The sequence below is a fragment of the Streptomyces sp. NPDC052496 genome (assembly GCF_040679095.1).
In the GTDB taxonomy this organism is placed as follows: Bacteria; Actinomycetota; Actinomycetes; order Streptomycetales; family Streptomycetaceae; genus Streptomyces.
Genome location: NZ_JBFAUH010000043.1, coordinates 1 through 25447 on the forward strand (window position 1 = coordinate 1; position 25447 = coordinate 25447).

Genomic DNA, 25447 nt, shown 5'->3' on the forward strand with positions numbered 1-25447 from the left:
AGGAGACCTCGATGTTCCCCGGCGCGGACTTCCACTTCTTCCCGCTGGAGAACCCGGGCCTGATCTCCATCCCGCTGGGCTTCCTGCCGGTCAGCGAGCGGACCTCCAGTTCGGCGTACTTCTTCACGTCCGGCTCCTCCTTGGACAGCAGCGAGCCCAGCCAGCCCAGCAGGAAGCCCAGCGGGATGGAGATCAGGCCCGGGTTCTCCAGCGGGAAGAAGTGGAAGTCCGCGCCGGGGAACATCGAGGTCTCCTTGCCGGAGACGACCGGTGAGAAGAGCACCAGGAGGACGGAGGAGGCCAGGCCGCCGTAGATGGACCACAGTGCGCCCCGGGTGGTGAACCGTTTCCAGAACAGGCTGTAGAGGATCGTCGGCAGGTTGGCGGAGGCGGCGACGGCGAAGGCGAGGGCCACCAGGCCCGCGACGTTCAGGCCGCGGGCGAAGACGCCGAGGACGATGGCGACGGCGCCGATGCCCACGGTCGCCCAGCGGGCCGCCCGTACCTCCTCCTTCTCGGTCGCCTGCCCCTTGCGGATGACGTTGACGTACAGGTCGTGCGCGAAGGACGAGGACGAGGCGAGGGTGAGCCCGGCGACGACGGCGAGGATGGTCGCGAAGGCCACCGCGGAGATCACCGCGAGCAGGATCGCGCCGCCGGTGGAGTCGGCGCCGCCGCCGATCTCCTGGGCGAGCAGCGGGGCGGCGGTGTTGCCCGCCTTGTTGGACGCCTTGATCGTCTCGGGCGTGATCAGGGCGGCGGCGCCGAAGCCCAGGGCGATGGTCATCAGGTAGAAGACGCCGATGATGCCGATCGCCCAGTTCACGGACTTCCGGGCGGCCTTGGCGGTGGGCACGGTGTAGAAGCGGATCAGGATGTGCGGCAGGCCGGCCGTGCCCAGGACCAGCGCGATGCCCAGCGAGATGAAGTCGATCTTCGAGGTGGCGGTCACGCCGTACTTCAGGCCCGGCTCCAGGAAGGCGGCACCCTTGCCGCTCTCCTCGGCGGCCTTGCCCAGCAGCGTGGAGATGTTGAAGTTGAACTTGAGCATCACCAGGAACGTGATCAGCAGGGTGCCCGCGATCAGCAGGACGGCCTTGACCATCTGGACCCAGGTGGTGCCCTTCATGCCGCCGATGGACACGTACAGGATCATCACGACGCCGACCAGGACGACGACCAGGATCTTGCCGGTCTCGCTGGTGATGCCGAGCAGCAGCGTGACCAGGGCGCCCGCGCCCGCCATCTGGGCCAGCAGGTAGAAGATCGAGACGACGATGGTGGAGACGCCGGCGGCGGTCCGCACCGGGCGCTGGCGCATCCGGTACGCGAGCACGTCGCCCATGGTGAACCGGCCCGAGTTGCGCAGCGGTTCGGCCACCAGCAGCAGCGCCACGAGCCAGGCGACGAGGAAGCCGATGGAGTACAGGAAGCCGTCGTAGCCGAAGAGGGCGATGGCGCCGGCGATGCCGAGGAAGGACGCGGCGGACATGTAGTCGCCGGAGATCGCCAGGCCGTTCTGGAAGCCGCTGAACTGGCGGCCGCCCGCGTAGAAGTCCTCGGCGCCCTTGGTCTGCCGGCCGGCCCAGACGGTGATGCCCAGCGTCGCGGCGACGAAGACCGCGAACAGGGTGATGATCAGCGCCCGGTGCTCGCCCGCGCCGCCCGCGGCGAGCTGGGCCGTGCCGTCGGCGAGCCGCCCCGCGCCGGTGGTGAATCGTTCGGCCGCGCTCATGCGTCACCCTCCACGCGGGACTTGATCGCTTCGGCCTTGGGGTCCAGCTCGGCGGCGGCGTGCCGGGCGTACCACCAGGCGATGAGGAAGGTGGTCACGAACTGCGCGATGCCGAGGACGAAGGCGACGTTGACGTTGCCGAAGACCTTGGTGCCCATGAGGCCGCCCGCGTAGCTGGAGAGCAGCACGTACAGCAGGTACCAGAGGATGAAGGCGACGGTGAGCGGAAACGCGAACGAACGGTACGAACGGCGCAGTTCACCGAACTCCGGACTCGCCTGGACCTCGGTGAAGTCCGGTGGCCGGCGCGGCCCCGGCTCGGTGGGCGGTGGTGCGGTGCTCACGGAATCTCCTGGTGGCGTAGGGCGGACGACGGAGCCCGGCGGTAAAGGGTGCGTAAGTGATCCGGATCACGCATCGTAGAGGGGCGGCATCCGAAGGGACAGAGGTCGGTTGGTTGAATTCGGCAGGAAGTACGGGTGCCGGCCGCCACCGCGGCCGGGCCCGTTCGTTGGGCAGAGTGTGATGTCCACACCGCACACCGAGCCCGCGGGGCCGGGCCGCCGCCCGTACGGAACGGTGCGGCTGGCCGCCCCCGTCGCGGCGGCCCCGGCTCCGCGGCGGCCCGTACGGACGGCGCCGGGCCGCTGGTACGGCCGCCGGCCGGTGCTGCCGCCGCTGAGCCTGGCGGCGCTGCGGCGCGAGCCCTGAGGCGGCAACCGCGCCCGCCGGGCCCGGCTCCGGCGGCTCGCGCCGGCCGTACGGACCGGGGCGGGCGGCGTCCGTGACCCGGCCGTGACCTCCGTGCCTGACGGGACGTCAATCCGCGGCTTGTGGCAGGTTTTCTCCCTGATCCATTGATGTTCCGTGGTCGACACGGATAACTTCACGGGGACTTGCCGCGCGTGGGGGCCATTCCCCCGGACGGCGGTATGCACCCGCCCGTGCGCAATCCGCGTACGGGCGGTCTCACGGATGATGTGGAGTACCCATGGCGCATCCCCGATCCAGACGGGTGCGGGCGCTTGCCGTGCCGCTCGGTCTGGCTCTGACGGCATCCCTCGGCTTCCTGCCGGCCGCGGCCACCGCCGCGACCCAGGACGCGGCCCCGGCCGCCGCCACCGCTGACGGACCGGAGCTCTCGTACGTCGTGAACGCCACGCCGGGCCACGCCTCGGTCGGCAAGGTCACGAAGGCGATCAAGGCGGCCGGCGGCAAGGTGGTCGTCGCCCACGAGAAGATAGGCGTGATCGTCGTCCACTCGGCGAACCCGCTCTTCGCGGCCACCATACGCAAGGCGCCCGGCGTGCAGTCCGCCGGCGCCACCCGTACGACCCCGCTGAAGGCGTCCGGCACCACGGACGTCGGCAAGCCCCAGAAGGTCGAGCGGCTGTCCGCCGACAAGGCGGCCAAGGCGGCCCGCGCGGCCAACGCCGCGGGCGACGACAAGGAGCCGCTGGAGCCGCTCCAGTGGGACATCCCCGCGATCAAGGCCGACCAGGCCGCGAAGATCGACGAGGGCAGCAAGAAGGTCACCGTCGCCGTCATCGACACCGGTGTGGACGACACCCACCCCGACCTGAAGGCCAACTTCGCCCCGAAGCAGTCCGCGAACTGCGTGGGCGGCGTGCCGGACACCTCCCCCGGCGCCTGGCGTCCGTACGACCCGGCCGAGGACTACCACGGCACGCACGTCGCGGGCAGCATCGCCGCCGCGCGCAACGGTGTCGGCGTGGCCGGTGTGGCGCCGGGCGTCAAGCTCTCCGCCATCAAGGTCAGCGAGCCCACGACGAGCCTGTTCTACGCCGAGAGCGTGGTGTGCGCGTTCGTCTTCGCGGCCGACCACGGCGCCAAGGTGACGAACAACAGCTACTACGTCGACCCGTGGATGTTCAACTGCAAGGACGACCTGGACCAGGGCGCCATCGTGGACGCCGTCGGCCGGGCCGCCAAGCACGCCGAGAACAAGGGCGTGGTGAACGTCGCCGCGGCCGGCAACTCCAACATGGACCTGGCGGCGGCGCAGCTGACCGACACCTCCAGCCCGAACGACTCCACGCCGGTGACGCGCACCATCGACCCGAAGAAGTGCTGGGACGTGCCGACCCAGCTGCCGGGCACCGTCACGGTGGCCTCGACCGGTGTGAAGGGCCTGAAGTCGTACTTCTCGAACTACGGCAACGGCGTGATCGACGTGGCGGCGCCGGGCGGCGACTCCCGTCAGGTCCCGGAGCTGCCCGCCAAGAACGGCGGCATCCTCTCCACCATGCCCGGCGGTGACTACGGCTACCTCCAGGGCACTTCGATGGCCAGCCCGCACGTGGCCGGTGTCGTGGCGCTGCTGAAGAGCACCCACCCGAAGTCCAGCCCGCAGGAGATCCAGTGGCTCCTGAAGATGCAGGCGGACAACCCGGGCTGCCCGGCCGCCGACAAGACGTGCACCGGTACGCAGCACGTCAACGGCCACTACGGCTACGGCATCGTGGACGCGCTGGACGCGGTCCAGGACTGACGCGCAGGAAGGACCGGTGACGGTCCGGTGGGGCCGGGCGGCGTGCCGCCCGGCCCTTTGTGCTGCTCAAGACCGTGGCGTGGCGGCAGCGGGGCCGTCTTCCGGGTGTCCTGGACGCGTCCAGGACACCCGGACACGTCCAGGACGTGTCCAGGACGGCCGGGTGCCTGGGAGACCGGCGCCGGAGCGTCTAGGTTCCGGAAGCACCTCGATGCGGACGGCTCCCCTGCGTTCACTGCTCGGGCAGCACGTGGGTGGCCGGCGAAGGCTCGGTGCCGGCACGTCCCGCTCTTCCGCCGGGGTGAAAGGGAATCGGCTGGAGCGACAACACGACCCGGAGAGGAGGGATTTCATGTCGAAGATCATGGAATCCATGAGCAGCAGGCTTCTCGGCCTGTTCGTCCCCAAGGTGGAGGCGGCGGCCTCGGTGAAGGGCTGCCAGTGCTTCAACGAGTGCTGGCAGTGCGCGCGCAGCGCCTGCTGCGTCAACACGCAGTGCGGCAGCATCAACTGCTGGCGGTCGTGCCCGTCCTGCTAGTGACGTGAACGGGGACACCGGTGTGCGTGGCACCAGCGCGCGCCGTTGCGGCGTACGCATGCCGGTGTGCCCCGCGGGAGGGCCCAGTGCCGTACGTACACCTCGCCATGCGTTTTCTCATCGGTACCGTTTTCCTGCTCGCTGTCGTCGGCAAAGGGCGGAGCCGGCAGGCCTTCGCCGCGTTCGCCGCGTCGACAGCGGTGCTCACCGTGCTCCCGGCGGCGATGACCCGCTTCGCGGCGGTCGCCGTCGTCCTCGGTGAGTGCCTCGTCTGCCTGCTGCTGTTGCTGCCGTCCCCGGACGCGGCCGCGCTGGGTTTCACCTGGGCAGCAGTACTGCTCGTCGTCTTCGCCGCGGCCATCGGGCGGGGCGTCGTCAGCGGCACGCGCACCGCCTGCCGGTGCTTCGGCGCCTCGGACACTCCGCTCGGCGTGCGCCACCTCGTCAGGAACCTCACGCTCGCCGGGCTCGCGATGGTGGGCGCGGTCTCGGCGTACGCCACCGGGTCCGTGCACCCGGCGGGCCTGGCGGTGGCGGCCGCCGGCGGGCTGCTCAGCGGCGGGCTCGTGGCCGCGCTCGACACCCTCGCCGATCTGTTCCAGCCGGTCCGCGCCCGGACCTGACAGCGCACCGGGCCGGCGTCACGCGGCCGGTCAGCCCCGGTGTGCCCGTCCCGACCATCCGAAGTGAATGGAGACCGTCCGTGCCCTTCGTCATCGCCACCGTCGCGCTCATCGGGGTGCTCTGCGTGCTCGACCTGCTCCTGACCGTCGGGGTCATCAAACGTCTGCGGGAACACACCGACCTGCTGTCCAACGGGGGCCGCGGCCGGCTGTCACTCGGTCCGGGCGAGCAGGTCGGGGAGTTCGCGGTGACCACCGTGGACGGTGAACGGCTGGCCCACGACATGATCGACACCGAGACGGTCGTCGCGTTCTTCTCGCCGGCCTGCGGACCGTGCAAGGAGAAGCTGCCCCGGTTCGTCGAGTACGCCCGTACGGTGCCCGGCGGGCGCGGCCGGGTGCTGGCCGCGGTGACCGCCGACCGCGAGGACGCGGCGGCCGCGGCTCCCCTGCTGACGGCCCTGGCCCCGGTGGCCAGGGTGCTGGCCGGGGAGGAGGCCGAGGCGGTGGCCGAGGCCTGCCGGGTGCAGGGCTTCCCGGTGATCCTGAAGGTCAACCGGAGCACGGACGGGCGGCTCCTCGTGATGGCCGACCAGGTCGACGTGGACCGGCCGGCCGTCGCCTCCGTATGAAGGGCCGCGCGGCCCCCGGAGCCGCATCCGGGGAGCACGGCGGAGCCGATGGACCCGACCGGGCGGAGCACGACCGGCTCCGTCTCCGGCCGGCCCGGGTCCTGGGCGCGGGCCGGCTCGTCGTACGGGCGGCTCCCGGCATCCTGACGCTGTACGCGGTGCCCGTGCTGGCCGCCGGGTTCTTCCCCGTCGTCACCGCCTGGTCCGTCAAGCTGATCGTCGACAGCCTCGCCCGGCGGGCGACGACGGGCGAACTGCTGCTGCCGGTCCTCGTCCTCGTCGCCACGCTGGTGGCGACCGGCACCACGCCTTGTCTCACCCGGTACCTGCGTACGGAGCTGGACCGCCGGGTCGGCGTCCACGCGCAGGGGGAGCTGTTCAAGGCCGTGGGGCGGTTCGCCGGGCTCGGCCGGTTCGAGAACCCCGCGTTCCTGGACCGGCTGCGGCTGGCCCAGCAGACGGTCGTCGCGTCACCGGTCGCCAACCAGGCGGTCGACGGGGTGCTCGGCATCGTCCGGGCCTCGGTCACCGTCGCCGGATTCACCGGATCGCTGCTCGCGATCAGCCCTCCCACGGTGGGGCTGCTGGCGCTGGCCGCGCTGCCGGTCCTGCTGGCGGAGCTGCTGCTGTCCCGCCAGCGGGCCGACACGGACTGGAAGGTCGGGCCCGCGGAACGGCGTCAGTTCTTCTACATGGGCCTGCTGGCCAATGTGGAAGCCGCGAAGGAGATACGGCTCTTCGGCACCGGCGACTTCCTGCGCCGGCGGATGCTCGCCGACCGGCGCACCGCGGACTCGGCGCGCAAGGCGGTGGACCGCAGGGAGGTCCGTCTGCGCGCCGGGCTCGGACTGCTGGCCGCCGTGGCGTCCGGTGCGGGCCTCCTCTGGATGGTCGGTACCGCAGGAGGCGGCGGGCTCACCCCCGGTGACGTCACCGTCTTCCTGGCATCGGTGGCCGGCGTGCAGGCGGCGCTCACCACGCTGGCCGGTGACATCGCCGGCGCGCATCACGCCCTGCTGCTCTTCGGACACTACGAAGCGGTGCTCGCCGCGGGACCGGAACTGCCGATGGCCGTACGGCCGCGCCCGCTGCCGGCGCTGCGCCGCGGCATCGAACTGCGCGACGTCTGGTTCCGCTACACGCCCCGGCACCCGTGGGTGCTGCGCGGTGTCGACCTGTGGATCCCGGCCGGTTCCACGCTGGCCCTCGTCGGCCTCAACGGTTCGGGGAAGTCCACCTTCGTCAAACTGCTCTGCCGGTTCTACGACCCCACGCGGGGCGCGGTCCTGTGGGACGGCGTGGACATCCGGGACGTCGACGTGGCCGTGCTGCGGGACCGGATCAGCGCGGTCTTCCAGGACTACATGGAGTACGACATGACGGCGGGCGAGAGCATCGCGCAAGGCGACCTCACCGCCCTCGGCGCGCCGCGGCGCCTCCGCGAGGCGGCGGAACGGGCCGGCGCCCACGACCTGGTGGAGCGGCTGCCGCACGGCTACGACACCTTGCTGTCCCGTATGTTCTTCACCGAGGCGGACAAGACGGACCCGGTGACCGGGGTGATGCTGTCCGGCGGCCAGAGCCAGCGGCTCGCGCTCGCCCGCGCGTTCGTCCGCGACAAGCGGGACCTGATGATCCTCGACGAGCCCTCCGCCGGCCTGGACGCGGCCGCCGAACACGAGATCCACACCTCGCTGCGCACCCATCGCGCAGGCTGCACCAGCCTGCTCGTCTCGCACCGGCTGGGCGCCGTACGGGACGCGGACGTGATCGTCGTCCTCTCGGAGGGGCGGGCGGTGGAGCGGGGCAGCCATACGGAACTCGTCGCGTCCGGCGGGGAGTACGCCCGGCTGTACGCCCTCCAGGCGTCCGGTTACCGGCCCGACACGGCGCCGGTCGCCCACGTACCCCAGAGCTCCGCCACCTCGTTCCGACCGGTGAACGTCCCGCAGGAGGACTTCTCATGAGTGTGGACCCCCGCCCGCCGGTGCCCGTCCGGTCGCCGGGCGGCACCGTGCCCCGCCGGGGCAGCGGTACGGGAGCGGAGGCGGCGCCCGGCCGGGCCCGCGGCCGCGCACGCCGTGCCCTGCTGCTGCGCCTCCTCGCGGTCGCCGCCACCGTTCTGCTGGGGGCGTCGACCGGGTACCTGGCCGTCACTTCCGGGCCCGGCTGGGCGGTGCTCTGCGGTGTTCCCGCGCTGCTCCTCGGCCTGGGGCTGTCCGGGGCGCTGGTCCTGGAGCGCCGGATCGTCACGGTGACGGTCCAGGGACAGAGCATGACACCGGCCTACCACGACGGGGACCGGGTGCTGGTACGCCGCCGGGCGGTCCCCGTACCGGGGTCCGTCGTCGTCGTGGAACGTCCGCCCTTCCAGGCGCCGTGGCCCGAACCGCCGGTGCCCGCGGCCGCCCCGCCGCACCGGATCTACGGACGGCAATGGGTGATCAAGAGGGTGGCGGCCGGCCCCGGCGACGCGGTGCCGCGCGACTCCGTGCCGTCCCTGGCCGGCGTTCCGGAACCGCTGGTCCCGGACGGCCGGCTCGTCCTGCTGGGTGACAACGCGGCGCAGAGTTACGACTCCCGGCAGGTCGGGTACTTCCCGTCGGCGCGGGTGCTCGGCGTCGTCGTGTCGCGCGGCGGCCCGGCGGAGCCGGACGGGCCGCACCCCCTCAGTTCGCCGGGCTGATCAGGAAGATCTGCCGGCCCTTGCCGACGCAGCGCCCCATCACGGCTTCGGTGCCGGCGGCGGTGCTCGCGTCCTTGATGCCGACGCAGCCCTGCCCGTCCACATGCAGCACGTACCGGCCCTTGTCGAGGTCGCCCGACGGCTCGATGCGGAACAGGCTGCCTTCCGCGCAGTCGTCCCGCGGCTCCAGCAGGCCGGCGCCGCGTCCGCCGGTGAGAACCTGCAGGCAGCCCTTCCCGTAGTCGGGGTGGTGCCACTGGATGCGGTACAGGTCCTTTCCGGCCCGTTCGAGGAGGGTGTTCGGCGGAGCGGCCCGGTCGCACGGCCGCTGCACCGCCACGAGAGGCGTGTGGCGCCGGTCCGCCACGCGCCCGTCCGACAGGCACAGGCGGGGGTCGTCGGCGACGCGGATCCGCACCCAACCGGTGGGCACCGAAGGGGCGGCGGCCGAGGGGACGCCGGAAACGGAGGAGAAGTCCCCGGCCCCTCGTTCGCGACTGACGAGTGCCGTGGCGGTGACGGACGCCACCATGATGGCGAGGGCCACGGCCAGGAGCTTGAGCCTCCTCGGCAGCCGGCCCGCTGCGGCCGGGGCGGCGCCGCCCCGTTCCTGCGGGGCGTCACCGGGTGGCCTGTCGGGCGCGGGGGCCCGTACCGTGCCGGTGATCCGTTCCCGCGCCGAGAGCCACTCCGCCTGCCGGCCGCCGTCACCGCAGGCGCGTACGAAAGCCAGCAGTGCTTCGGTACGCGGGAGGACGTCGTGCGCCAGCATGCTGGACATGCCGCTGCGCGACAGCGGGTCTCCGGCGGCCAGCGCGCGCTGTTCGAGTGCGCGGAACGACAGCCCGGAGTGCTTCTTGAGCTGTCGCAGAGACACGATGAAGCCGTGCAGGTCGTGGATTTCGCGGGGTTCGGGACGCCTCTGCCTCTCCATGGGCAGCATTGTGATCGGGGGGCCGGAAGGTGACGACGGGCAAACTGGCCATGCCTGGGGTTTCTTGGTGCGCCGGGGACTGCCGGGGCAGGAATCGCCACGAGGGTCCGGATCTGTCCCGTCGTGCGCGTCCGCGCCCGTCTCACGGCCCGGGTGCCTCCGGCGTCCGGCCCAGGTAGGCGGCCAGCCGGTCGGCCCCGCTCGCCCCGTCGGGCGCGGGCCGTTCCGGCGCGAAGGAGGCGCCCTGCGTACGCGGTGCCGCCCCGTAACTGCCGCGGGCCGCTGCCAGCACCTCGCCGGCGACCTCCGGCGCGAGGTCGGTGGGCCTGTCCAGCGCGCGGGCCAGGTCCCAGCCGTGGGTGAGGAGTTCGACGGTGGCCTGCTGGGCGAAGAGGGCGCCGGGTGCGTCGTACGGGCCGTAGGCGCGCTCCAGCATGCCGGTGCCGGTGAAGGCCGCGAGCAGGCCGTGCACCGATTCCCGGAAGGCGGCGGCGTGGTCGGTGCCCAGGTGGTCGGCGTCCGCGTCCGTACGCGGTGCGTCCCGGGCGATCGAGGTGATCATGAGGTTTTCCCACGTCATGTGGTCGATCAGCCGACGTACGGTCCAGCCGTCGCACGGCGTGGGGCGGCCCAGCGCGTCCTTCGGCACGGTGTCGACCAGCGCGGTGACGTGCGCGGCCACCCGCTCGTACACGTACAGCGCCCGCTGTGCGTCCGGCGCGGGCGGCAGGACGAGGCCGGGGCCGGGCTCCGGGTGGGCACGCAGTGCGGCTGCGGTCCAGGCGCCGGCCGCGCCCCAGCGCGGCGGCTGCGGACGGCCGGTGGCGGCGCACATCAGCTGCCAGTACCGCTCGATGTGCGGCTCGGCGGCGGCTTCCAGCTGCTCCAGCAGTCCGCGGCGCGCGCGGGCGTCGTCCCGCTCGGGCGGGTCGGCCGTGCCGGCCTGGGTCGGCAGCCAGGCGGCGACCAGTTCGGCGACGACGGGTTCCGCCGCCGGGGAGTCGGCGGCGATGCCTGCCGTGAGGGCCGCCTCGCCGCGCTCGCGCATCAGGCGGGCGACGCGCGCCGCGTCCTCGGCGGCCGTCGCGGACGGTACGGCGGGGGTGGTGCGGGCGCTGTACTCGGCCAGCCGTCGCAGGGCCGCCCGCACTTCGGGGCGCTGGACGTGTTCGGCCAGGTCGAGCCAGGCGCCGAGCCGGTCGGGCGCCGGGTCCTCGGGCAGGCCGGTGGCGGCGGCCGGCAGGCCGGCGCGGTAGGCGGGGGCGGCCACCCCGTCGAGGGCGTCGGTGACGAACTCCTCGATGGTGCGGCGCCGTTCGGTGGCGGTCAGGCGGGCCAGTCGGTGCACGTCCGGTAGCTCCTCGGCTGCGGTCCCCCGCGCGGCCACCGCCCGCAGCACGGCGCGCCGCAGCCGCAGGGCGCGGATCTGCGCGTCCAGGGCGTCCGCCCAGTGCCGGGCGGTGTCGGCGACGGTGCGTTCGCTGCGCAGTACGGCGCGGATCTCCGCGGTGCCGATGCCGAGTTCGCGCAGGGTGCGCACGATCTCCAGGCGGGCGCGGGCGTCGGGGCCGTACAGCCGGTAGCCCGCGGGGGTGCGGGCGGCGGGCGGCAGCAGGCCCTCGTCGGACCAGCGCCGGACCGTCTTCACCGTGACTCCGGTGAGCTGGGCCAGTGCGCCGATCGTCAGCAGACCGCTGTCGTCCTCGTTCATGCCGTCCACTGTCGGGTCTCCCCCGGCGGGAGACTCAAGCCCGCGGTCATACGGTGGTGCTGGACACCTCACCGTACGCCCGGCCGGCACCGGGCGCTCCGGGGCGCTCATGTCCCGTGTCCGTCCGCCGTACGCCGTCGGCCAGCGCGTACTGGGCCGCCGTGTAGGTCAGCATCACGCAGAACTGGGCGGCGGGCGGCTGCTGCCAATGGGCCAGACCGGTGGCGAGCAGCGCGTCGGAGAGCAGGAAGAGCAGCCCGCCGAGCGCGGCGCGCGGCCCGAGCCGCAGGGCGCAGAAAGCCGTCGTGGTGAGCAGCAGGCTGTACGCGGCGACCGGCAGCCGCAGGTCCGCGGTCAGGTCCGGCCACAGCAGCGCGACGAAGCCGAGCCAGGCGGCGGCGTACGCGGCGGCGAGCGGTCCGGAGAGCCGCAGGCCGCCCGGGAAGGCGCCGCGCCGGGCGAAGAGGACCAGATAGCAGACGTGTCCGGCGGCGAAGCAGCCCATGCCGGCCAGGAACAGCGTGTCGTCGCCGGTCTGGAGGAGGGTGTCACCGCCGCAGCCGAAGAGCAGGGCGACGGCGAGCAGCCGGGGCGCGCCGGCGGCCAGCACGTACGCGGCCAGCACCGGCATCAGCGCGGGCTTGGTCAGGTGTGCGACGGTGGCCGTGCCGGAGAGCAGGGCGGCGAGGTGGACGAGGGTCAGTACGGCGAAGGCGCCGAGCAGGACCCGCGCGGTGCGCGCGGCGGCCGTCACGCGACGGGCTCCTTGGCGGGGCCGGAGGACTTGGCCTTTCCGGTCCGGCGGGGCTTCTCGGCCGCCCGGGACTTCTCGGCCGTCTGCGTCCCGGCGAGCCTCGCCGGCTGCCACCCCGGCCCCCGGAACACCCGCCCCGCGCGCTCGCTCCAACTGCCCGCGGCCCGCACGTCGCGCGCGATGGCCGCGTACTCGTGGGTGGCGACGCGCAGCGGGTTGAAGGTGTGGATGTTCTTGGTGAGGCCGTAGACCGGGCGTTCCGTCTCCGGGACGAACGAGCCGAACATCCGGTCCCAGATGATGAGGATGCCGCCGAAGTTGCGGTCCAGGTAGCCGCCCTGCGAGGCGTGGTGCACCCGGTGGTGGGACGGCGTGTTCAGGACGTACTCGAAGGGCCTGGGCAGCTTGCCGACGCGCTCGGTGTGCACCCAGAACTGGTACACGAGGTTGGCTCCCGAGCAGAACGCGACCGCGGCCGGGTGCACACCGAGCGCGATCATCGGCAGGTAGAACGGCCAGACCGTCCAGGTCGTCCAGGGCTGGCGCAGCGCGGTGGTGAAGTTGAACTTCTCGCTGGAGTGGTGCACCACGTGGCACGCCCACAGGACGCGGACGACGTGGTGCCCGCGGTGCGACCAGTAGTAGAAGAAGTCCTGGACGAGCAGCATCAGCGGCAGCGTCCACCACAGGACGGGCACGCGCAGCGGCGTCAGTGTGTAGACGGCCGAGTAGACCGCCACGATCGGGATCTTCCACAGCGCGTCGAAGACCAGGCTGCCCAGTCCCATACCGACGCTCGTCGCCGCGTCCTTGGCCTCGTACCCGGCGGCGTCCTCGTCGGGATGGAGGCGGTAGCTCACCATCTCCACCACGGTGAGGACGACGAAAGCGGGCACGGACCACAGCACGACATCGGGCAGGTGGGGCATGTCGGCACCATAAAGGCGCCGACGGGGCCCTCGCTAGGGGTTGTTACCGAGAAGTATGTAAGAAGGAGTGTCAGCGACGGGCGGATTCCGGCCCGTACGCAGCACCCTCTCGAACCGGACCTTTGCCGCTTAACGCCACAGGAAGGGCGTGGCGCCGGTGCGCCACGGAGGGGGGCCGGGCGCCACCGCGTCGGCGCGTCCCCCGTTCGGGGCCCAACCGGCGGCGGCCCGCTTGCCGTTCACGCACGTCCGCGCCGGTCCGTACGGTCAGGGGCGGCGCCGGGGCGTCCCGCGGCACGGGGAGGGCGGTGGCGCTGTCAGTGGGGGCCCGTATCCTCAGTGACCATGCTCGAAGACCGTATGGCAGCAGCCCGCCCGATCACCCCGGCGATCGGGCAGCAGCCGTCCCCTCCGGAGGCGGCCGCCTCCTGGCCGGCCGCGTACCCGAAGGGATACGCGGTCGTCGACGTGGAGACCACCGGCCTGGCCCGCGACGACCGGATAGTCTCGGCCGCCGTGTACCGCCTCGACACCCACGGCGAGGTCGAGGACCACTGGTACACCCTGGTCAACCCCGAGCGGGATCCGGGCCCGGTGTGGATCCACGGTCTGACGAGCGACATGCTCGCCACGGCGCCGCTCTTCCCGGAGATCGTCCCCGAGCTGTCGAAGCGGCTGGAGGGGCGCGTCCTGGTCGCCCACAACGCGATGTTCGACTGGTCGATGATCGCCCGCGAGTACGCCCGCGCCCAGGCCGAGGCCCCCGTACGGCAGCGGCTGTGCACGATCGCGCTCTCCAAGGAGCTGCGACTGCCACTGCCCAACCACAAGCTGGAATCCCTCGCCGCGCACTACGGCGTCACCCAGCAGCACGCCCACCACGCGCTCGACGACGCCCGGGTGCTGGCCGAGGCGTTCCGGCCCAGCCTGCGGCTGGCCGCCCAGGCCAACCTGCGCCTGCCGCTGCTGGCCTGCCAGCCGCTCACGGAGTGGGCGGACGGCCCGGCGGCGCCCCGGCAGCGGGCGGCCGCGTCCGCCTACCGCCCCACCAGCTGGCGCCCGTCCCGCAAGCGGCCCGCCTGCCCGTACCCGAACCCGGGCCGGTACGAGCCGGGCGGCCCGCTGGTGCAGGGCATGCGGGTGGCGTTCTCCGGTGACACCTCCGTCGACCGCGAGCTGCTGGAGGACCGCGCCGTCGAGGCCGGCCTGCACGTGGCCACCAGCGTCTCCCGGCTGACCAGCCTGCTGGTCACCAACGACCCCGACTCGCGGACGTCGAAGACCGCCAAGGCCGCCTCCTTCGGCACGCCGGTGATCGACGAGGCGGCCTTCATGCAGCTCCTCCAGGACGTGGCCCCGGCGCCTGCGTCCGGGTGAAGCCCCACAACACGCCTCCCGCAGGCTCGCCCCGGCGCCCGCCGCACGCGCACCCTGTGGCGCATGGCACGTTGTGAGGTCTGCGGAAACGAATACGGCATGACGTTCGAAGTCCACGCACAAGGGGCGGTGCACGTCTTCGACTGCTTCTCCTGCGCCATCCACCGGATGGCGCCGATCTGCGAGCACTGCCGGTGCCAGATCATCGGCCAGGGCGTGGAGGCCGCCGGACGGTGGTTCTGCGGCGCCCACTGCGCCCGCGCGGAGGGCGCGGCGGGCATCGTCGACCGGGTCTGAGCCGACCCCGCCGCCCGGGTGCCGGATGCCTCGGTTGTACCTTCATGGGGTGTACCGCTTCCTGTTGTCCCGGCAGTGGGTGATCCTCACCCTCGTGGGCCTCGTCCTGATCCCCGTGATGATCAAGCTGGGGTTCTGGCAGTACCACCGCCACCAGCACCGGGTCGCGCAGAACCAGCTCATCGCGGGCAACCTCGTCGCCGATCCGGTACCGGTCACCGACCTGACCGCCCCCGGCCGGACGCTGCCCCGCGACGACATGTGGCGCCGGGTCACCGCCACCGGCACGTACGACACGCGGCACGAGGTCGTGGTCCGCCAGCGCACCGCCGCCGACGAGAAGACCATCGGGTACTACGTGCTGACGCCGCTGGTCCTGGACCAGGGGCCGCGCAAGGGCAGCACCGTCCTGGTCAACCGCGGCTGGATCGCCGCCGGCAACGACCTCACCCGCTTCCCCGAGGTCCCCGCCGCCCCCAAGGGCAGGATCACCGTCACCGGCCGGATGATGGCGGACGAGACCACCGAGGGCAGCGGCATCAAGGACAAGCGCGGCCTGCCCGACCGCCAGGTCATGCTGATCAACAGCGAGCAGCAGGCGAAGGCGCTGCACCGGCCGGTCCTGGGCGGCTACATCGAACAGACCGCGCCGGACCCGGCCGGCGGCAAGCCCGAACTGGTGCCGCCGCCGGACCACGACAGCATCGGTCCGCACATGGCCTACGCGGTCCAGTGGTGGCTGTTCGCCGCGGCCGTGCCCGTCGGCTGGTTCGTCCTGGCCCGCCGGGAGCGCAAGGACCGGCTCGCGGCCGCCGCGAGCGAAGCGGAAGCCGCGGAAGCCACGGGGGACGCGGGGGACACGGAAGCCACGGGGGACGCGGAAGCCGCGGGGGACGGCGGTGGCGGAGACGGCGAAGGCAGCGGCGGCACTGGGGCCGGGACGGGCACCGGGACCGGGACCGGGACGGGCACCGCGGAATCCGCCCCCGACGAGCCCCTGAGACGTACAGTCGCCAGCACCGACTAGCGGCGGGCAGCTGACGGAAGGGGCGCCGCGTGCACGCACCCATCGAGGACTACGCGCTCATCGGCGACCTGCAGACCGCCGCCCTGGTCGGCCGGAACGGCTCGGTCGACTGGCTGTGCCTGCCCCGCTTCGACTCCGCCGCCTGCTTCGCGGCGCTCCTCGGCGACCAGGAGAACGGGCACTGGCTGCTCGCCCCCGCCGACCCCGACGCCCGTCCCGAACGCTCCTACCGCGGCGACTCCCTCGTCCTGGACACCGTCTGGCACACCGCCACCGGCTCGGTGAAAGTCACCGACTTCATGCCGCAGCGCGACCGCGCGCCCGACGTCGTGCGCATCGTGGAGGGCCTGGAGGGTGACGTCCCCCTGCAGGGGGTGCTGCGGCTGCGCTTCGACTACGGCCTGGTCGTGCCCTGGGTGCGGCACGTCGGCCGGTGCCGCGTCGCGGTGGCCGGGCCCGACTCCGCGTGGCTGCGCACCGAGCCCGAGGTGAAGACGTACGGGCAGGGGCTCAGCACCCGCTCGGACTTCAACGTCGCCGCCGGTGAGCGGGTGGCGTTCATCCTGACCTGGCACCCCTCGCACGAGCCGCGCCCCGCCGAGATCGACCCGTACGAGGCGCTGGAGCACACCCTTGAGGACTGGCAGGCGTGGTCGGCGCACTGCCGCTACGACGGTCCGTACCGGGCGGAGGTGCTGCGCTCGCTGATCACGCTCAAGGCCCTGACCTTCGCGCCCACCGGCGGCATCGTCGCGGCGCCCACCACCTCGCTGCCCGAGGAGCTGGGCGGCGTACGCAACTGGGACTACCGCTTCTGCTGGCTGCGCGACGCCACCTTGACCCTCAACTCGCTGGTCACCGCCGGATACACCGAGGAGGCGGCGGCCTGGCGGGACTGGCTGCTGCGCGCGGTGGCCGGCAACCCGGCCGACCTCCAGATCATGTACGGCCTGGGCGGCGAGCGGCGGCTGCCGGAGACCGAGCTGCCCTGGCTCGGCGGTTACGGCGGCTCCCGGCCCGTACGCATCGGCAACGCCGCCGTCGAGCAGCGGCAGCTGGACGTGTACGGCGGGGTGCTGGACTCCTTCCACATCGCGCGCGTCGCGGGCCTGCCGTCCAAGCCGCACGCCTGGAACATCCAGCGCGCGCTGCTGGACTTCCTGGAGTCCCACTGGCGCGAGCCGGACGAGGGGCTGTGGGAGGTGCGCGGGCCCCGCCGGCACTTCGTGCACTCCAAGATCATGGCGTGGGTCGCCGCCGACCGCGCCGTCAAGGCCGTCGAGGCGCGCCCCGACCTGGAGGGCGACGTCACCCGCTGGCGCGCGATGCGCGACGCGGTGCACCGCGAGGTGTGCGAGAAGGGGTACGACGCCGGGCGCAACACCTTCACCCAGTCCTACGGCTCCGACCTGCTGGACGCCGCCACGCTGCTCATCCCCCGCCTGGGCTTCCTGCCCGCCGACGACCCGCGGGTCGTCGGCACGGTCGACGCGGTCCGCACGGAGCTGGCGCACGGCGGCCTGATACGGCGCTACAGCACCGACAGCGCCACCGTGGACGGGCTGCCGGGCGACGAGGGCACCTTCCTGGTGTGCTCGTTCTGGCTGGCCGAGGCCCTGCACCTGACCGGACGGCGGAAGGAGGCCAGGGAACTGTTCGACCGGCTGCTGCGGCTGCCCAACGACGTGGGGCTGCTGGCCGAGGAGTACGACCCGGTCGCCGGCCGCCAGCTGGGCAACTTCCCGCAGGCGTTCAGCCACGTCGGCCTCATCGGTACCGCCTTCACCATGTTCGGGTGCGACGGGGCAGACTGACCCCCATGGATCTAGGACTCACCGACCGGACCTACATCGTCACCGGCGCCACCCGCGGCCTGGGCTTCGCCACCGCCCGCGAGCTCGTCGCCGACGGTGCGAACGTCGTCCTCAGCGGGCGCGACGCGGACAGCGCACGGGCCGCCGCGGCTTCACTCGGCGAGCGGGCGCACGGCATCGCCGCCGACAACGCCGACCCGGACGCCGCCGCCCGCCTGGTCGACGCGGCCCGCGAACGCTTCGGCCGCCTCGACGGCATCCTCGTCAGCGTCGGCGGCCCGCCCCCGGGCGCACCCACCGAGAACACCGACGAGCAGTGGCAGACGGCCTTCGACTCGGTCTTCCTCGGCGCGGTACGCCTCGCCCGCACCGCGTCCGCCGCACTCGGCGACGGCGGCGCGATCGGCTTCGTCCTCTCCGGCTCCGTCCACGAACCCATCGACGGCCTGGCCATCTCCAACGGCCTGCGCCCCGGCCTCGCGGGCTACGCCAAGGCCCTCGCCGACGAACTGGGCCCGCGCGGCATCCGCGTCTTCGGCATCCTGCCGGGCCGTATCGCCACGGACCGGATGACCCAACTCGACGCCCTGTCCGGCGACCCGGAGGAGTCCCGCGCCCGCAACAGCGCATCCATCCCCCTGCGCCGCTACGGCGAACCCCAGGAGTTCGGCCGCACCGCGGCATTCCTGCTGTCACCGGCGGCGTCGTATGTGACGGGGGTGATGGTTCCGGTGGACGGGGGGAAGCGGCGGGGGTTCTGAGTCCGGCGAGGAATGCGAAGCCCGGGCGAGCGTGGTCGCCCCTGACGGCCGTCAGATACCGACGCGCATCGGCAACGCCGACCATGAAGAGATGGTGGAACAACAGGCCGGCATCACGGCCCTGCTGCTCCATCACGTCTACGCGCTCCTCGTCGACGACCAGCACGTACGGGGTGTGCTCCCGATGCCGCCCACAGCGGAAGCCGTACGCGTCGTTCTCGGCGACAAGGGTGAGTACGCCCCGGTGGCGCCTTCACCGCGCTGCCGGCGGCCCTGCCGTCACCGCTCGACGAGGAGCGGCTGACCACGGCCGGCACCGACGCCCCGCACTGCGCACGCGTGGTCGGCCTCACCGGTTGGTGACCACCTGGCAGTCCCGCTAAGTCACCCGCTCCGCCCGATGCTTCACCGCCCGCAGCCGTACCTCGGCGGGCAGCTTCTTCAGGCCGGTCGAGGTGCGGGCGTGGGTGATGGTCTCTGAGGAGAGGCGGGTGAGGACGGCGCAGGGGTCGGCGTGGGGGGCGAGGGTCAGGCCGGCTCGCAGGCGGGGGGCGGTGCGGCGGCCGGTGAGTTGGACGCGGGCCCGGTCGACGCCGTCCAGCGACTCGGACTCGGCCGTCAGGACGTTCTCCAGTGCCCGGCCGCGCAGTTGGGCGCCCTCGCCGTCGCCGCTGTCCACGAGGATCTCGCGCAGCCGGTGGCGCCGGAGCTGGGAGAGCAGCCACCACAGGGCCAGGAGGACGAGGACGGCCAGCGCCGCGATGATCACCGGCCACCACCAGCCGCTGTCCGTCCAGCGGGTGCGGTCCGCGTCCGTCAGCACCACGTCGTCGGGCCGGGACCAGCGCCAGCCGGACGGCATGGAGAGGTTCCCCTTGCGCGGCAGGTCGAGCCCGCCGAACAGCGCCGTGCCGCCGGCGCCGATCAGGACCAGGCCCGTCAGGCCCAGCAGCACCCGGTTGACCGTTCGCAGCACCTTGCGCATCGCCGTGCTCACCTCTTCGCCGACCGGCGCACCCGTACGGACAGCGCGGGCCGCCGGGCCAGGCCCAGCTGGCGCAGTCCGTCGCCGAGCGCCGCGTCCAGGTCGCTCCGTACCTCGTCCAGTTCGCGGAAGTGCGAGACCGCGCGCGCCTTGGCCTTGCGGCGGCCGACGGCGACCCGTACGGACTGCACGCCCGGCACCTCCATGGCCCGGTCGCGCAGCACCAGTGCGGCCGCCGTGCGGTCCAGGCCGCCGCGTACGTCCGGAGTCGTGCGCCGCATCGGCAGTACGCCGCGCAGGCCGGGCGTGATCGCGAGGATCAGCAGCCACAGGCCGAGGACCACCGCCACCGCGGCGCCCACCAGGACCCACACGTCGTCCAGGTGACGGGACGCCAGCTCCGCGGCGAGGCGCTTGCGCCAGGCCATCGCGGGGCGGTCGGCGCGCACCGCGGCCACGTCGTACAGCAGCAGTCCCGCGGCGCCGAGCACGACGAGCGCGACCAGGGTGGCGGGGACGCGCCGCGCCGCCCAGAAGCGCCGGGCCCGCCCGCCGCCGTCCGTCTCCTCGCACGGGGGACGTCCGGTGTCCGCCGGGCCGGTGCGCCCGGGGTCTTCCGGGACGCCGGAGCCCTGGTGGGGTCCGGAGTCGTCGCGGGTGCCGGGCGGGGCCGCCGTGGCGCCCGCCGACTTGTCGAGGGTGGGCAGCCGCCGGGTCTGCCGCAGATCGGGATCGTCGTCGCTCATCGCACCCTCCCCCGGCCGGACCGCTCCGTCTGGGGCGCGTGCAGCCGCTCGACCTGGACCGTCACCTCGGGCACCGACATGCCGGCCAGTTCGCGCACCCGCTGGGTGACCTGCCGGCGTACGGCGCCGCACTGGGCGCCGATGTCGGCGGGGTAGCCCAGTGCGACGGCGATCCGGACCCGGGCCTCGCCGAAGTCCTCGCGTCCGTCGCGCCGGCGCACCGTCACCGACGCATGGGCCTCGGGGTGCGCGGTGGACGCGTCGCGCAGCGCCTCGCGTGCGGCCTGCGCGGCGATCTTGGCCACGACCCGGTCCGCGATCCTGGTGGCGCCGCGTTCACCGGCCGGTACGGCCGGCTGGGCGGCGCCGGGTGCCGCGGCCGCGGGGGACACGGTCGCCACCGGGCGTCACCTCCGCCGGTCGTCGCGGTCGCCCGTACGCGTCCGGAAGAACTCGCCGGCCTCCAGATCGCCGTCCACGAACTTCCCGACGATGAAGCCGATGGCGCCCAGCGCCGCCACCAGCACGAAGGCTCCGAAACCGCCGAAGTATCCGGCGAAGCCCAGCGCCATTCCGGCCAACAGACCGACCACGGCCATGCTCATCTGCGCGCTTCCCTTCGCTACCACCCCGGCCGGGTCCTGCGGAGCGAAGCCCCGGCGCGATTGTCTGGAATCCGTGGGGAACCTCCCCCGGATCTACTGGAGACGTGGCTCCTCGTCGTCCTCGTCGTCCTCGTCGTCGGGCAGCTTCACATCGCTCACCGCGATGTTGACCTCGACGACCTCCAGGCCCGTCATCCGCTCCACGGCGGAGATGACGTTCTCCCGTACGGCCCGGGCGAGGTCCGCGATGGACACGCCGTACTCGACGACGATCTCCAGGTCCAGCGCGGTCTGCACCTCGCCGACCTCGGCCTTGACGCCGCGGGTCACCGACTTGCTGCCGCCGGGCACCCGGTCGCGCACCGCGCCGAGCGTACGGGCGAAGCCGCTGCCCATCGCGTGCACGCCCATCACGTCCCGGGCGGCCATGCCGGCGATCTTCTCCACGACGCCGTCGGCGATGGTGGTACGCCCGCGGGTCGCGGGGTCACCGCCGCCCCGCTTGGCCCCCAGCGTCTTGCCCTGCGAGTCTCCGGTCCGCGGCTCGGGCCGGTTACCTTGTGCGCTCTCGGTCATCGCCGATCGTCCCTTTCCGGAGGGGCGGAGCTCGTAACCGCTCCGTTTCCCACAGTAGGTCCGGTTCCCCCGGCCCGCTCCGGGGATGCGGCAGCCGGGTGGACCGGTTGCGGCCATTCAGGCCCGTGCCCCTGCCGCCCGGGCGGGTGTGCGGCAAGGTGGAAGGACTGTTCGGGAAAGGGGTGACGGCCGGTGGCCGGTGACCAGTTGGTGACGGCGGTACGGCGGCAGCTCGGACTCGGCCGGCTGCTGCCGCTTGGCGGCCCGGCGGACGGGGCGTGGATCGCCGAACGGGCGGCCGCCGGCGTGCTGCGGGAGGTGGGCGACGCGGTGCCGGGGCTGCGCGTCGGCACGCTCCGGCTGTCCTTGGCGGACGCGGACACCGCGCCGGAACCGGCGGTCCCCTCGCCGCCGAGCGCGCTGCCGCCGGGACCGCTGCTGATCGAGGCGGACTTCGCGGCCACGGCCGGCCGGCCGGTCCCCGCCTCCGCGGGCCTGCTGCGCGAAGCGCTGCTGGCGGGCGCGGCGGAACGGCTCGGCCTGGAGGTGTCCGCCGTCGACCTGCGGGTCACCGACCTGCTCGACGAGGACGAGGAGAAGGAGAGGGCGAGGGAGAAGGAGAGGGACGAGGAGGCGGCGGGCGGCAGCGGAGGGGACGCGTCCCCCGGCGGCGCGCCCGGCGCGGGCGGAGCCACCGCCGGTGATGCCGGCCCTCTGGAGGCAGCCGTCCTGCGTGTCCCGGGGGTCGTCGGGCTCGTACCGGCCCTGGGGGCGCTGTCCCGGCCGGTGCGTCAGGAGGACGGACACGTACTCGTCCAGCTGGCCGCCGCGCCGGACCGGCGGACGCTGGACGTGGCGCGGGCGGTACGGGGCGCGGTCGAGGAGGCGGCGGGCGGCGGGCCCGTGCCGGGGAGCGGGCAGGCGGCGGGCGGCGAACGGCCCACCGTCGCGGTGCTCGTCGCCGCCCTCGGACCGCCTGCCGCCTCCTGAACGTCGCGTGACGCGCGCGTCCTACTCGCCCAGGCCCGCCAGGTCGCGCAGGCGGCGGGCCTGTGCGGCACGTTCGGCGGCCCGCTGCTCCTCGTACGTACGGGAAGCGGCGCCCGCCAGCAGGGCCTTGGTCTCGATGACGGCGTCCCGCGGCGCGGCGACGAGCGCCCCGGCCAGGTCCGCGACGGCACCGTCCAGGTCGGCGGCGGGCACGACGAGGTTGGCCAGGCCGATGCGCTCGGCCTCGTCGGCGTGCACGAAGCGGCCCGTGGCGCAGATCTCCAGCGCGCGGGCGTAACCCACCAGGGAGACCAGGGGGTGGGTGCCGGTCAGGTCCGGCACCAGCCCGAGGCTGGTCTCACGCATGGCGAACTGCGCGTCGTCGGCGCACACCCGCAGGTCGCAGGCGAGCGCGAGCTGGAAGCCGGCGCCGATCGCATGCCCCTGGACAGCGGCGATGGACACCACGTCGGGACGCCGCCACCAGGTGAACGCTTCCTGGTACTCGGCGATCGTGGCGTCCAGTTCGCTGTCCGGGCCACGCGCCATGTCGAGGAACGACGGTTCGCCGTCGAAGCCTTCGGGCGTGAACGCCTGCCGGTCCAGGCCGGCGGAGAAGGACTGGCCCTCACCGCGCAGCACCACGATCCGGACGTCTCCCGGCACCAGCGAACCGGCCTCGGTCAGCGCCCGCCACATGGCAGGCGACTGCGCGTTGCGTTTGGCCGGTACGGCGAGGGTCACCGTGGCGATCACGTCGTCCACGGTGAGCCGCACACCGTCCTTGTCGAGCAGAGTCATGGGGCGCCTCCGAGTCAGCCGACCGCACTTGCGTGCTTAAGTGACTGAACAGTAACCACCCGGTCGCCTGCTCGACCGACCGGGTGGCACCGTAGCTCCCGGAGCGGAACGCCTCGGTCAGGCCGAGGCGGCCTTCTTGCCCCTGGTGGCTCCGCCACGACCACGCAGGGTCACACCGGATTCGCTGAGCATCCGGTGCACGAACCCGTAGGAGCGGCCGGTCTCTTCGGCCAGCGCCCGGATGCTCGCTCCGGAGTCGTACTTCTTCTTCAGGTCTGCCGCGAGCTTCTCGCGCGCGGCGCCGGTCACCCGGCTGCCCTTCTTCAGAGTCTCGGCCACCCGTGCCTCCTCGTGGGAAGTGCGCTCTGGACTCTCATGATCACCCCTCCCGGCGTTCCTGGCCACCCATTCAGCAAGGTCCGTGGCACATCCTTTGGCGCTGAAGGCGCCGGATTGACTCTTGGAATTAGGGGTTCCGCTCTTGATTCCACCGCTCCGACCATGGAATTCTCGGCGAACCAGCAGGTCAGAGGGGGCTGGTACGAAATGATGACGACCGGGCCCACAGGGCCCGGCCGTCACAGGGAGGCTCGCCGATGTACGAGCCGCTCTCACTCAGATGATGGATCACCCGTCGGCCGAATGATCCATACGCCCTTGATCCCTCCGGCCCCGGGAGCGCCTCGGGGTGCGGCGGGCAGGCAGCCTCAGGCCAGCGCGACGAGGTCCGCGTAGTCCTGGCCCCACAGGTCCTCGACCCCGTCGGGCAGCAGGATGATGCGCTCCGGCTGGAGGGCGTCCACCGCGCCCTCGTCGTGGGAGACCAGCACCACGGCGCCGGTGAAGGTGTGCAGCGCGCCGAGGATCTCCTCGCGGCTGGCCGGGTCGAGGTTGTTGGTCGGCTCGTCCAGGAGGAGCACGTTGGCGGAGGAGACCACCAGGGTGGCCAGCGCCAGCCGGGTTTTCTCACCACCGGAGAGCACGCCCGCGGGCTTGTCGACGTCGTCACCGGAGAACAGGAACGAGCCGAGCGTCTTGCGGATGTCGACCAGGTCCATGTCCGGCGCGGCCGAGCGCATGTTCTCCAGGACCGTGCGGTCCGGGTCCAGCGTCTCGTGCTCCTGCGCGTAGTAGCCCAGCTTCAGGCCGTGCCCGGGGCGCACCTCGCCGGTGTCCGGCTTCTCCACGCCCGCCAGCAGCCGCAGCAGCGTGGTCTTGCCCGCGCCGTTCAGGCCGAGGATGACGACCCGGGAGCCCTTGTCGATGGCCAGGTCGACGTCGGTGAAGATCTCCAGCGAGCCGTACGACTTCGACAGGCCCTCGGCGGTCAGCGGGGTCTTGCCGCAGGGCGCGGGGTCCGGGAAGCGCAGCTTGGCGACCTTGTCGGAAGCGCGTACCTCCTCCAGGCCCGCGAGGAGCTTGTCGGCGCGCTTGGCCATGTTCTGGGCGGCGACGGTCTTGGTCGCCTTGGCGCGCATCTTGTCGGCCTGCGAGTGCAGCGCGGCGGCCTTCTTCTCGGCGTTGGCGCGCTCGCGCTTGCGGCGCTTCTCGTCGGCCTCGCGCTGCTGCTGGTACAGCTTCCAGCCCATGTTGTAGATGTCGATCTGGGACCGGTTGGCGTCCAGGTAGAACACCTTGTTGACCACGGTCTCGACCAGGTCGACGTCGTGGGAGATCACGATGAAGCCGCCGCGGTACGTCTTGAGGTAGTCGCGGAGCCAGACGATCGAGTCGGCGTCGAGGTGGTTGGTCGGCTCGTCCAGGAGCAGGGTGTCGGAGTCCGAGAAGAGGATCCGGGCCAGCTCGACGCGGCGCCGCTGACCGCCGGAGAGGGTGTGCAGGGGCTGGCCGAGGATGCGGTCGGGCAGGCCCAGGCTGGCGGCGATGGTCGCGGCCTCCGCCTCGGCCGCGTAGCCGCCCTTGGTCAGGAACTCCGTCTCCAGGCGCTCGTACTTCTTCATCGCCTTCTCGCGGGTGGCGCCCTTGCCGTTGGACATCCGGTCCTCGTTCTCGCGCATCTTGCGCAGCACCGCGTCCAGGCCGCGGGCGGACAGGATGCGGTCGCGGGCGAGCACGTCCAGGTCGCCGGTGCGCGGGTCCTGCGGCAGGTAGCCGACCTCGCCGGAGCGGGTGACCGTGCCGGCGGCCGGGATGCCTTCGCCCGCCAGGACCTTGGTGAGGGTCGTCTTGCCCGCGCCGTTGCGGCCGACCAGTCCGATCCGGTCGCCCTTGGCGATACGGAAGGAGGCGGACTCGATGAGGACGCGGGCGCCGGCGCGCAGCTCCAGGCCGGAGGCGGTGATCACGGGAAAGACTCCAGGGCAGGTGAGGACAGCGGAAGGGACGGAGAGGATCACACCCGCGCGGCACGCCCCGCACACGGCACGAGCCGGTGCGTACGGGCGGCGGGAGCG

The 25447-nt window shown here is 72.9% G+C and carries 28 protein-coding genes; 14 read left to right on the plus strand and 14 right to left on the minus strand.

The window, feature by feature from the left end; translation table 11 throughout:
- On the minus strand, window positions 1-1735 hold a 1735-nt coding region (locus tag AB0L45_RS36510; protein WP_365847914.1), incomplete at its 3' end, for a cation acetate symporter.
- Window positions 1732-2079: a DUF485 domain-containing protein gene (locus tag AB0L45_RS36515; RefSeq protein WP_365847916.1), complete on the minus strand. Its 348-nt coding sequence runs from the start codon at window positions 2077-2079 to the stop codon at window positions 1732-1734. The genes AB0L45_RS36510 and AB0L45_RS36515, both read right to left, overlap by 4 nt.
- 181 nt (window positions 2080-2260) lie before the next feature.
- Between AB0L45_RS36515 and AB0L45_RS36520 the strand changes: the two genes are divergently transcribed.
- From AB0L45_RS36520 to AB0L45_RS36550, 7 genes are all read left to right on the plus strand, one after another.
- Entirely contained in the window at window positions 2261-2446 is a 186-nt protein-coding gene (locus AB0L45_RS36520) for a hypothetical protein (protein ID WP_365847918.1), read from the plus strand.
- Between the two features lie 280 nt (window positions 2447-2726).
- Entirely contained in the window at window positions 2727-4247 is a 1521-nt protein-coding gene (locus tag AB0L45_RS36525) for a S8 family serine peptidase (protein ID WP_365847920.1), read from the plus strand.
- Between the two features lie 352 nt (window positions 4248-4599).
- Window positions 4600-4785 carry a hypothetical protein gene (locus tag AB0L45_RS36530; RefSeq protein WP_365847922.1) on the plus strand — a complete coding sequence of 62 codons (186 nt, stop codon included), beginning with the start codon at window positions 4600-4602 and terminating at the stop codon, window positions 4783-4785.
- An 86-nt stretch (window positions 4786-4871) separates the two neighbouring features.
- Window positions 4872-5408: a MauE/DoxX family redox-associated membrane protein gene (locus tag AB0L45_RS36535; protein ID WP_365847924.1), complete on the plus strand. Its 537-nt coding sequence runs from the start codon at window positions 4872-4874 to the stop codon at window positions 5406-5408.
- Between the two features lie 80 nt (window positions 5409-5488).
- Complete coding sequence (locus AB0L45_RS36540; protein ID WP_365847926.1) at window positions 5489-6040, plus strand: hypothetical protein; 552 nt, start codon at window positions 5489-5491, stop codon at window positions 6038-6040.
- Complete coding sequence (locus AB0L45_RS36545) at window positions 6037-8007, plus strand: ABC transporter ATP-binding protein (RefSeq protein WP_365847928.1); 1971 nt, start codon at window positions 6037-6039, stop codon at window positions 8005-8007. Before AB0L45_RS36540 ends, AB0L45_RS36545 begins: the two co-directional genes overlap by 4 nt.
- Window positions 8004-8726, plus strand: a complete 723-nt coding sequence (locus AB0L45_RS36550) for a S26 family signal peptidase (RefSeq protein ID WP_365847930.1) — start codon at window positions 8004-8006, stop codon at window positions 8724-8726. The genes AB0L45_RS36545 and AB0L45_RS36550 overlap by 4 nt, the downstream gene beginning before the upstream one ends.
- On the opposite strand, the gene AB0L45_RS36555 is transcribed toward AB0L45_RS36550, so the two are convergent.
- From AB0L45_RS36555 to AB0L45_RS36570, 4 genes are all read right to left on the minus strand, one after another.
- Window positions 8710-9660, minus strand: coding sequence for a hypothetical protein (locus tag AB0L45_RS36555; protein ID WP_365847932.1), 951 nt, complete (start codon window positions 9658-9660; stop codon window positions 8710-8712). The genes AB0L45_RS36550 and AB0L45_RS36555 overlap by 17 nt on opposite strands.
- A 142-nt stretch (window positions 9661-9802) precedes the next feature.
- Window positions 9803-11371, minus strand: coding sequence for a TIGR03086 family metal-binding protein (locus tag AB0L45_RS36560; protein ID WP_365847934.1), 1569 nt, complete (start codon window positions 11369-11371; stop codon window positions 9803-9805).
- A gap of 46 nt (window positions 11372-11417) precedes the next feature.
- Complete coding sequence (locus tag AB0L45_RS36565) at window positions 11418-12125, minus strand: lysoplasmalogenase (RefSeq protein WP_365847936.1); 708 nt, start codon at window positions 12123-12125, stop codon at window positions 11418-11420.
- Window positions 12122-13054, minus strand: coding sequence for a sterol desaturase family protein (locus AB0L45_RS36570; RefSeq protein WP_365847938.1), 933 nt, complete (start codon window positions 13052-13054; stop codon window positions 12122-12124). The genes AB0L45_RS36565 and AB0L45_RS36570 overlap by 4 nt, the downstream gene beginning before the upstream one ends.
- Before the next feature lie 360 nt (window positions 13055-13414).
- Between AB0L45_RS36570 and AB0L45_RS36575 the strand changes: the two genes are divergently transcribed.
- The 6 genes from AB0L45_RS36575 (at window position 13415) to AB0L45_RS36600 (ending at window position 18634) form a co-directional block, all read left to right on the plus strand.
- Entirely contained in the window at window positions 13415-14431 is a 1017-nt protein-coding gene (locus tag AB0L45_RS36575) for a DEDDh family exonuclease (RefSeq protein ID WP_365848000.1), read from the plus strand.
- Window positions 14432-14494: 63 nt separating this feature from the next.
- On the plus strand, window positions 14495-14728 hold the full coding sequence (locus AB0L45_RS36580) for a hypothetical protein (RefSeq protein ID WP_365847939.1): 234 nt from the start codon (window positions 14495-14497) through the stop codon (window positions 14726-14728).
- Window positions 14729-14777: 49 nt separating this feature from the next.
- Entirely contained in the window at window positions 14778-15755 is a 978-nt protein-coding gene (locus tag AB0L45_RS36585; protein WP_365847941.1) for an SURF1 family protein, read from the plus strand.
- 29 nt (window positions 15756-15784) lie between these two features.
- Window positions 15785-17569, plus strand: a complete 1785-nt coding sequence (locus AB0L45_RS36590) for a glycoside hydrolase family 15 protein (protein ID WP_365847943.1) — start codon at window positions 15785-15787, stop codon at window positions 17567-17569.
- Window positions 17570-17574: 5 nt separating this feature from the next.
- Window positions 17575-18330, plus strand: coding sequence for an SDR family oxidoreductase (locus AB0L45_RS36595; RefSeq protein ID WP_365847945.1), 756 nt, complete (start codon window positions 17575-17577; stop codon window positions 18328-18330).
- Window positions 18331-18421: 91 nt separating this feature from the next.
- Window positions 18422-18634 (plus strand): hypothetical protein, encoded by a 213-nt coding sequence (locus tag AB0L45_RS36600; protein ID WP_365847947.1) that lies wholly within the window; start codon window positions 18422-18424, stop codon window positions 18632-18634.
- Between the two features lie 75 nt (window positions 18635-18709).
- Here the strand turns inward: AB0L45_RS36600 and amaP are convergent, their stop codons facing one another.
- From amaP to AB0L45_RS36625, 5 genes are all read right to left on the minus strand, one after another.
- Window positions 18710-19315, minus strand: a complete 606-nt coding sequence (amaP, locus tag AB0L45_RS36605) for an alkaline shock response membrane anchor protein AmaP (protein ID WP_365847949.1) — start codon at window positions 19313-19315, stop codon at window positions 18710-18712.
- Window positions 19316-19323: 8 nt separating this feature from the next.
- Window positions 19324-20061: a DUF6286 domain-containing protein gene (locus tag AB0L45_RS36610; RefSeq protein WP_365847951.1), complete on the minus strand. Its 738-nt coding sequence runs from the start codon at window positions 20059-20061 to the stop codon at window positions 19324-19326.
- Window positions 20058-20462, minus strand: a complete 405-nt coding sequence (locus AB0L45_RS36615; protein WP_365847952.1) for a hypothetical protein — start codon at window positions 20460-20462, stop codon at window positions 20058-20060. Before AB0L45_RS36615 ends, AB0L45_RS36610 begins: the two co-directional genes overlap by 4 nt.
- A 6-nt stretch (window positions 20463-20468) precedes the next feature.
- Window positions 20469-20666, minus strand: coding sequence for a hypothetical protein (locus AB0L45_RS36620; RefSeq protein WP_030021351.1), 198 nt, complete (start codon window positions 20664-20666; stop codon window positions 20469-20471).
- A 93-nt stretch (window positions 20667-20759) separates the two neighbouring features.
- A complete protein-coding gene (locus AB0L45_RS36625; RefSeq protein WP_365847954.1) occupies window positions 20760-21242 on the minus strand; it encodes an Asp23/Gls24 family envelope stress response protein in 483 nt (160 codons plus the stop codon).
- Between the two features lie 192 nt (window positions 21243-21434).
- Between AB0L45_RS36625 and AB0L45_RS36630 the strand changes: the two genes are divergently transcribed.
- Complete coding sequence (locus tag AB0L45_RS36630) at window positions 21435-22232, plus strand: hypothetical protein (protein WP_365847956.1); 798 nt, start codon at window positions 21435-21437, stop codon at window positions 22230-22232.
- Between the two features lie 21 nt (window positions 22233-22253).
- Here AB0L45_RS36630 and AB0L45_RS36635 read toward each other — a convergent pair whose 3' ends face one another.
- The 3 genes from AB0L45_RS36635 to AB0L45_RS36645 all read right to left on the minus strand — a co-directional run bounded on the left by AB0L45_RS36635 (window position 22254) and on the right by AB0L45_RS36645 (window position 25339).
- Entirely contained in the window at window positions 22254-23033 is a 780-nt protein-coding gene (locus tag AB0L45_RS36635; RefSeq protein ID WP_365847958.1) for an enoyl-CoA hydratase/isomerase family protein, read from the minus strand.
- Window positions 23034-23150: 117 nt separating this feature from the next.
- Entirely contained in the window at window positions 23151-23372 is a 222-nt protein-coding gene (locus tag AB0L45_RS36640; protein WP_030021347.1) for a helix-turn-helix domain-containing protein, read from the minus strand.
- A gap of 368 nt (window positions 23373-23740) precedes the next feature.
- Window positions 23741-25339 (minus strand): ABC-F family ATP-binding cassette domain-containing protein, encoded by a 1599-nt coding sequence (locus AB0L45_RS36645; RefSeq protein WP_365847960.1) that lies wholly within the window; start codon window positions 25337-25339, stop codon window positions 23741-23743.
- Window positions 25340-25447: the final 108 nt, after the last annotated feature.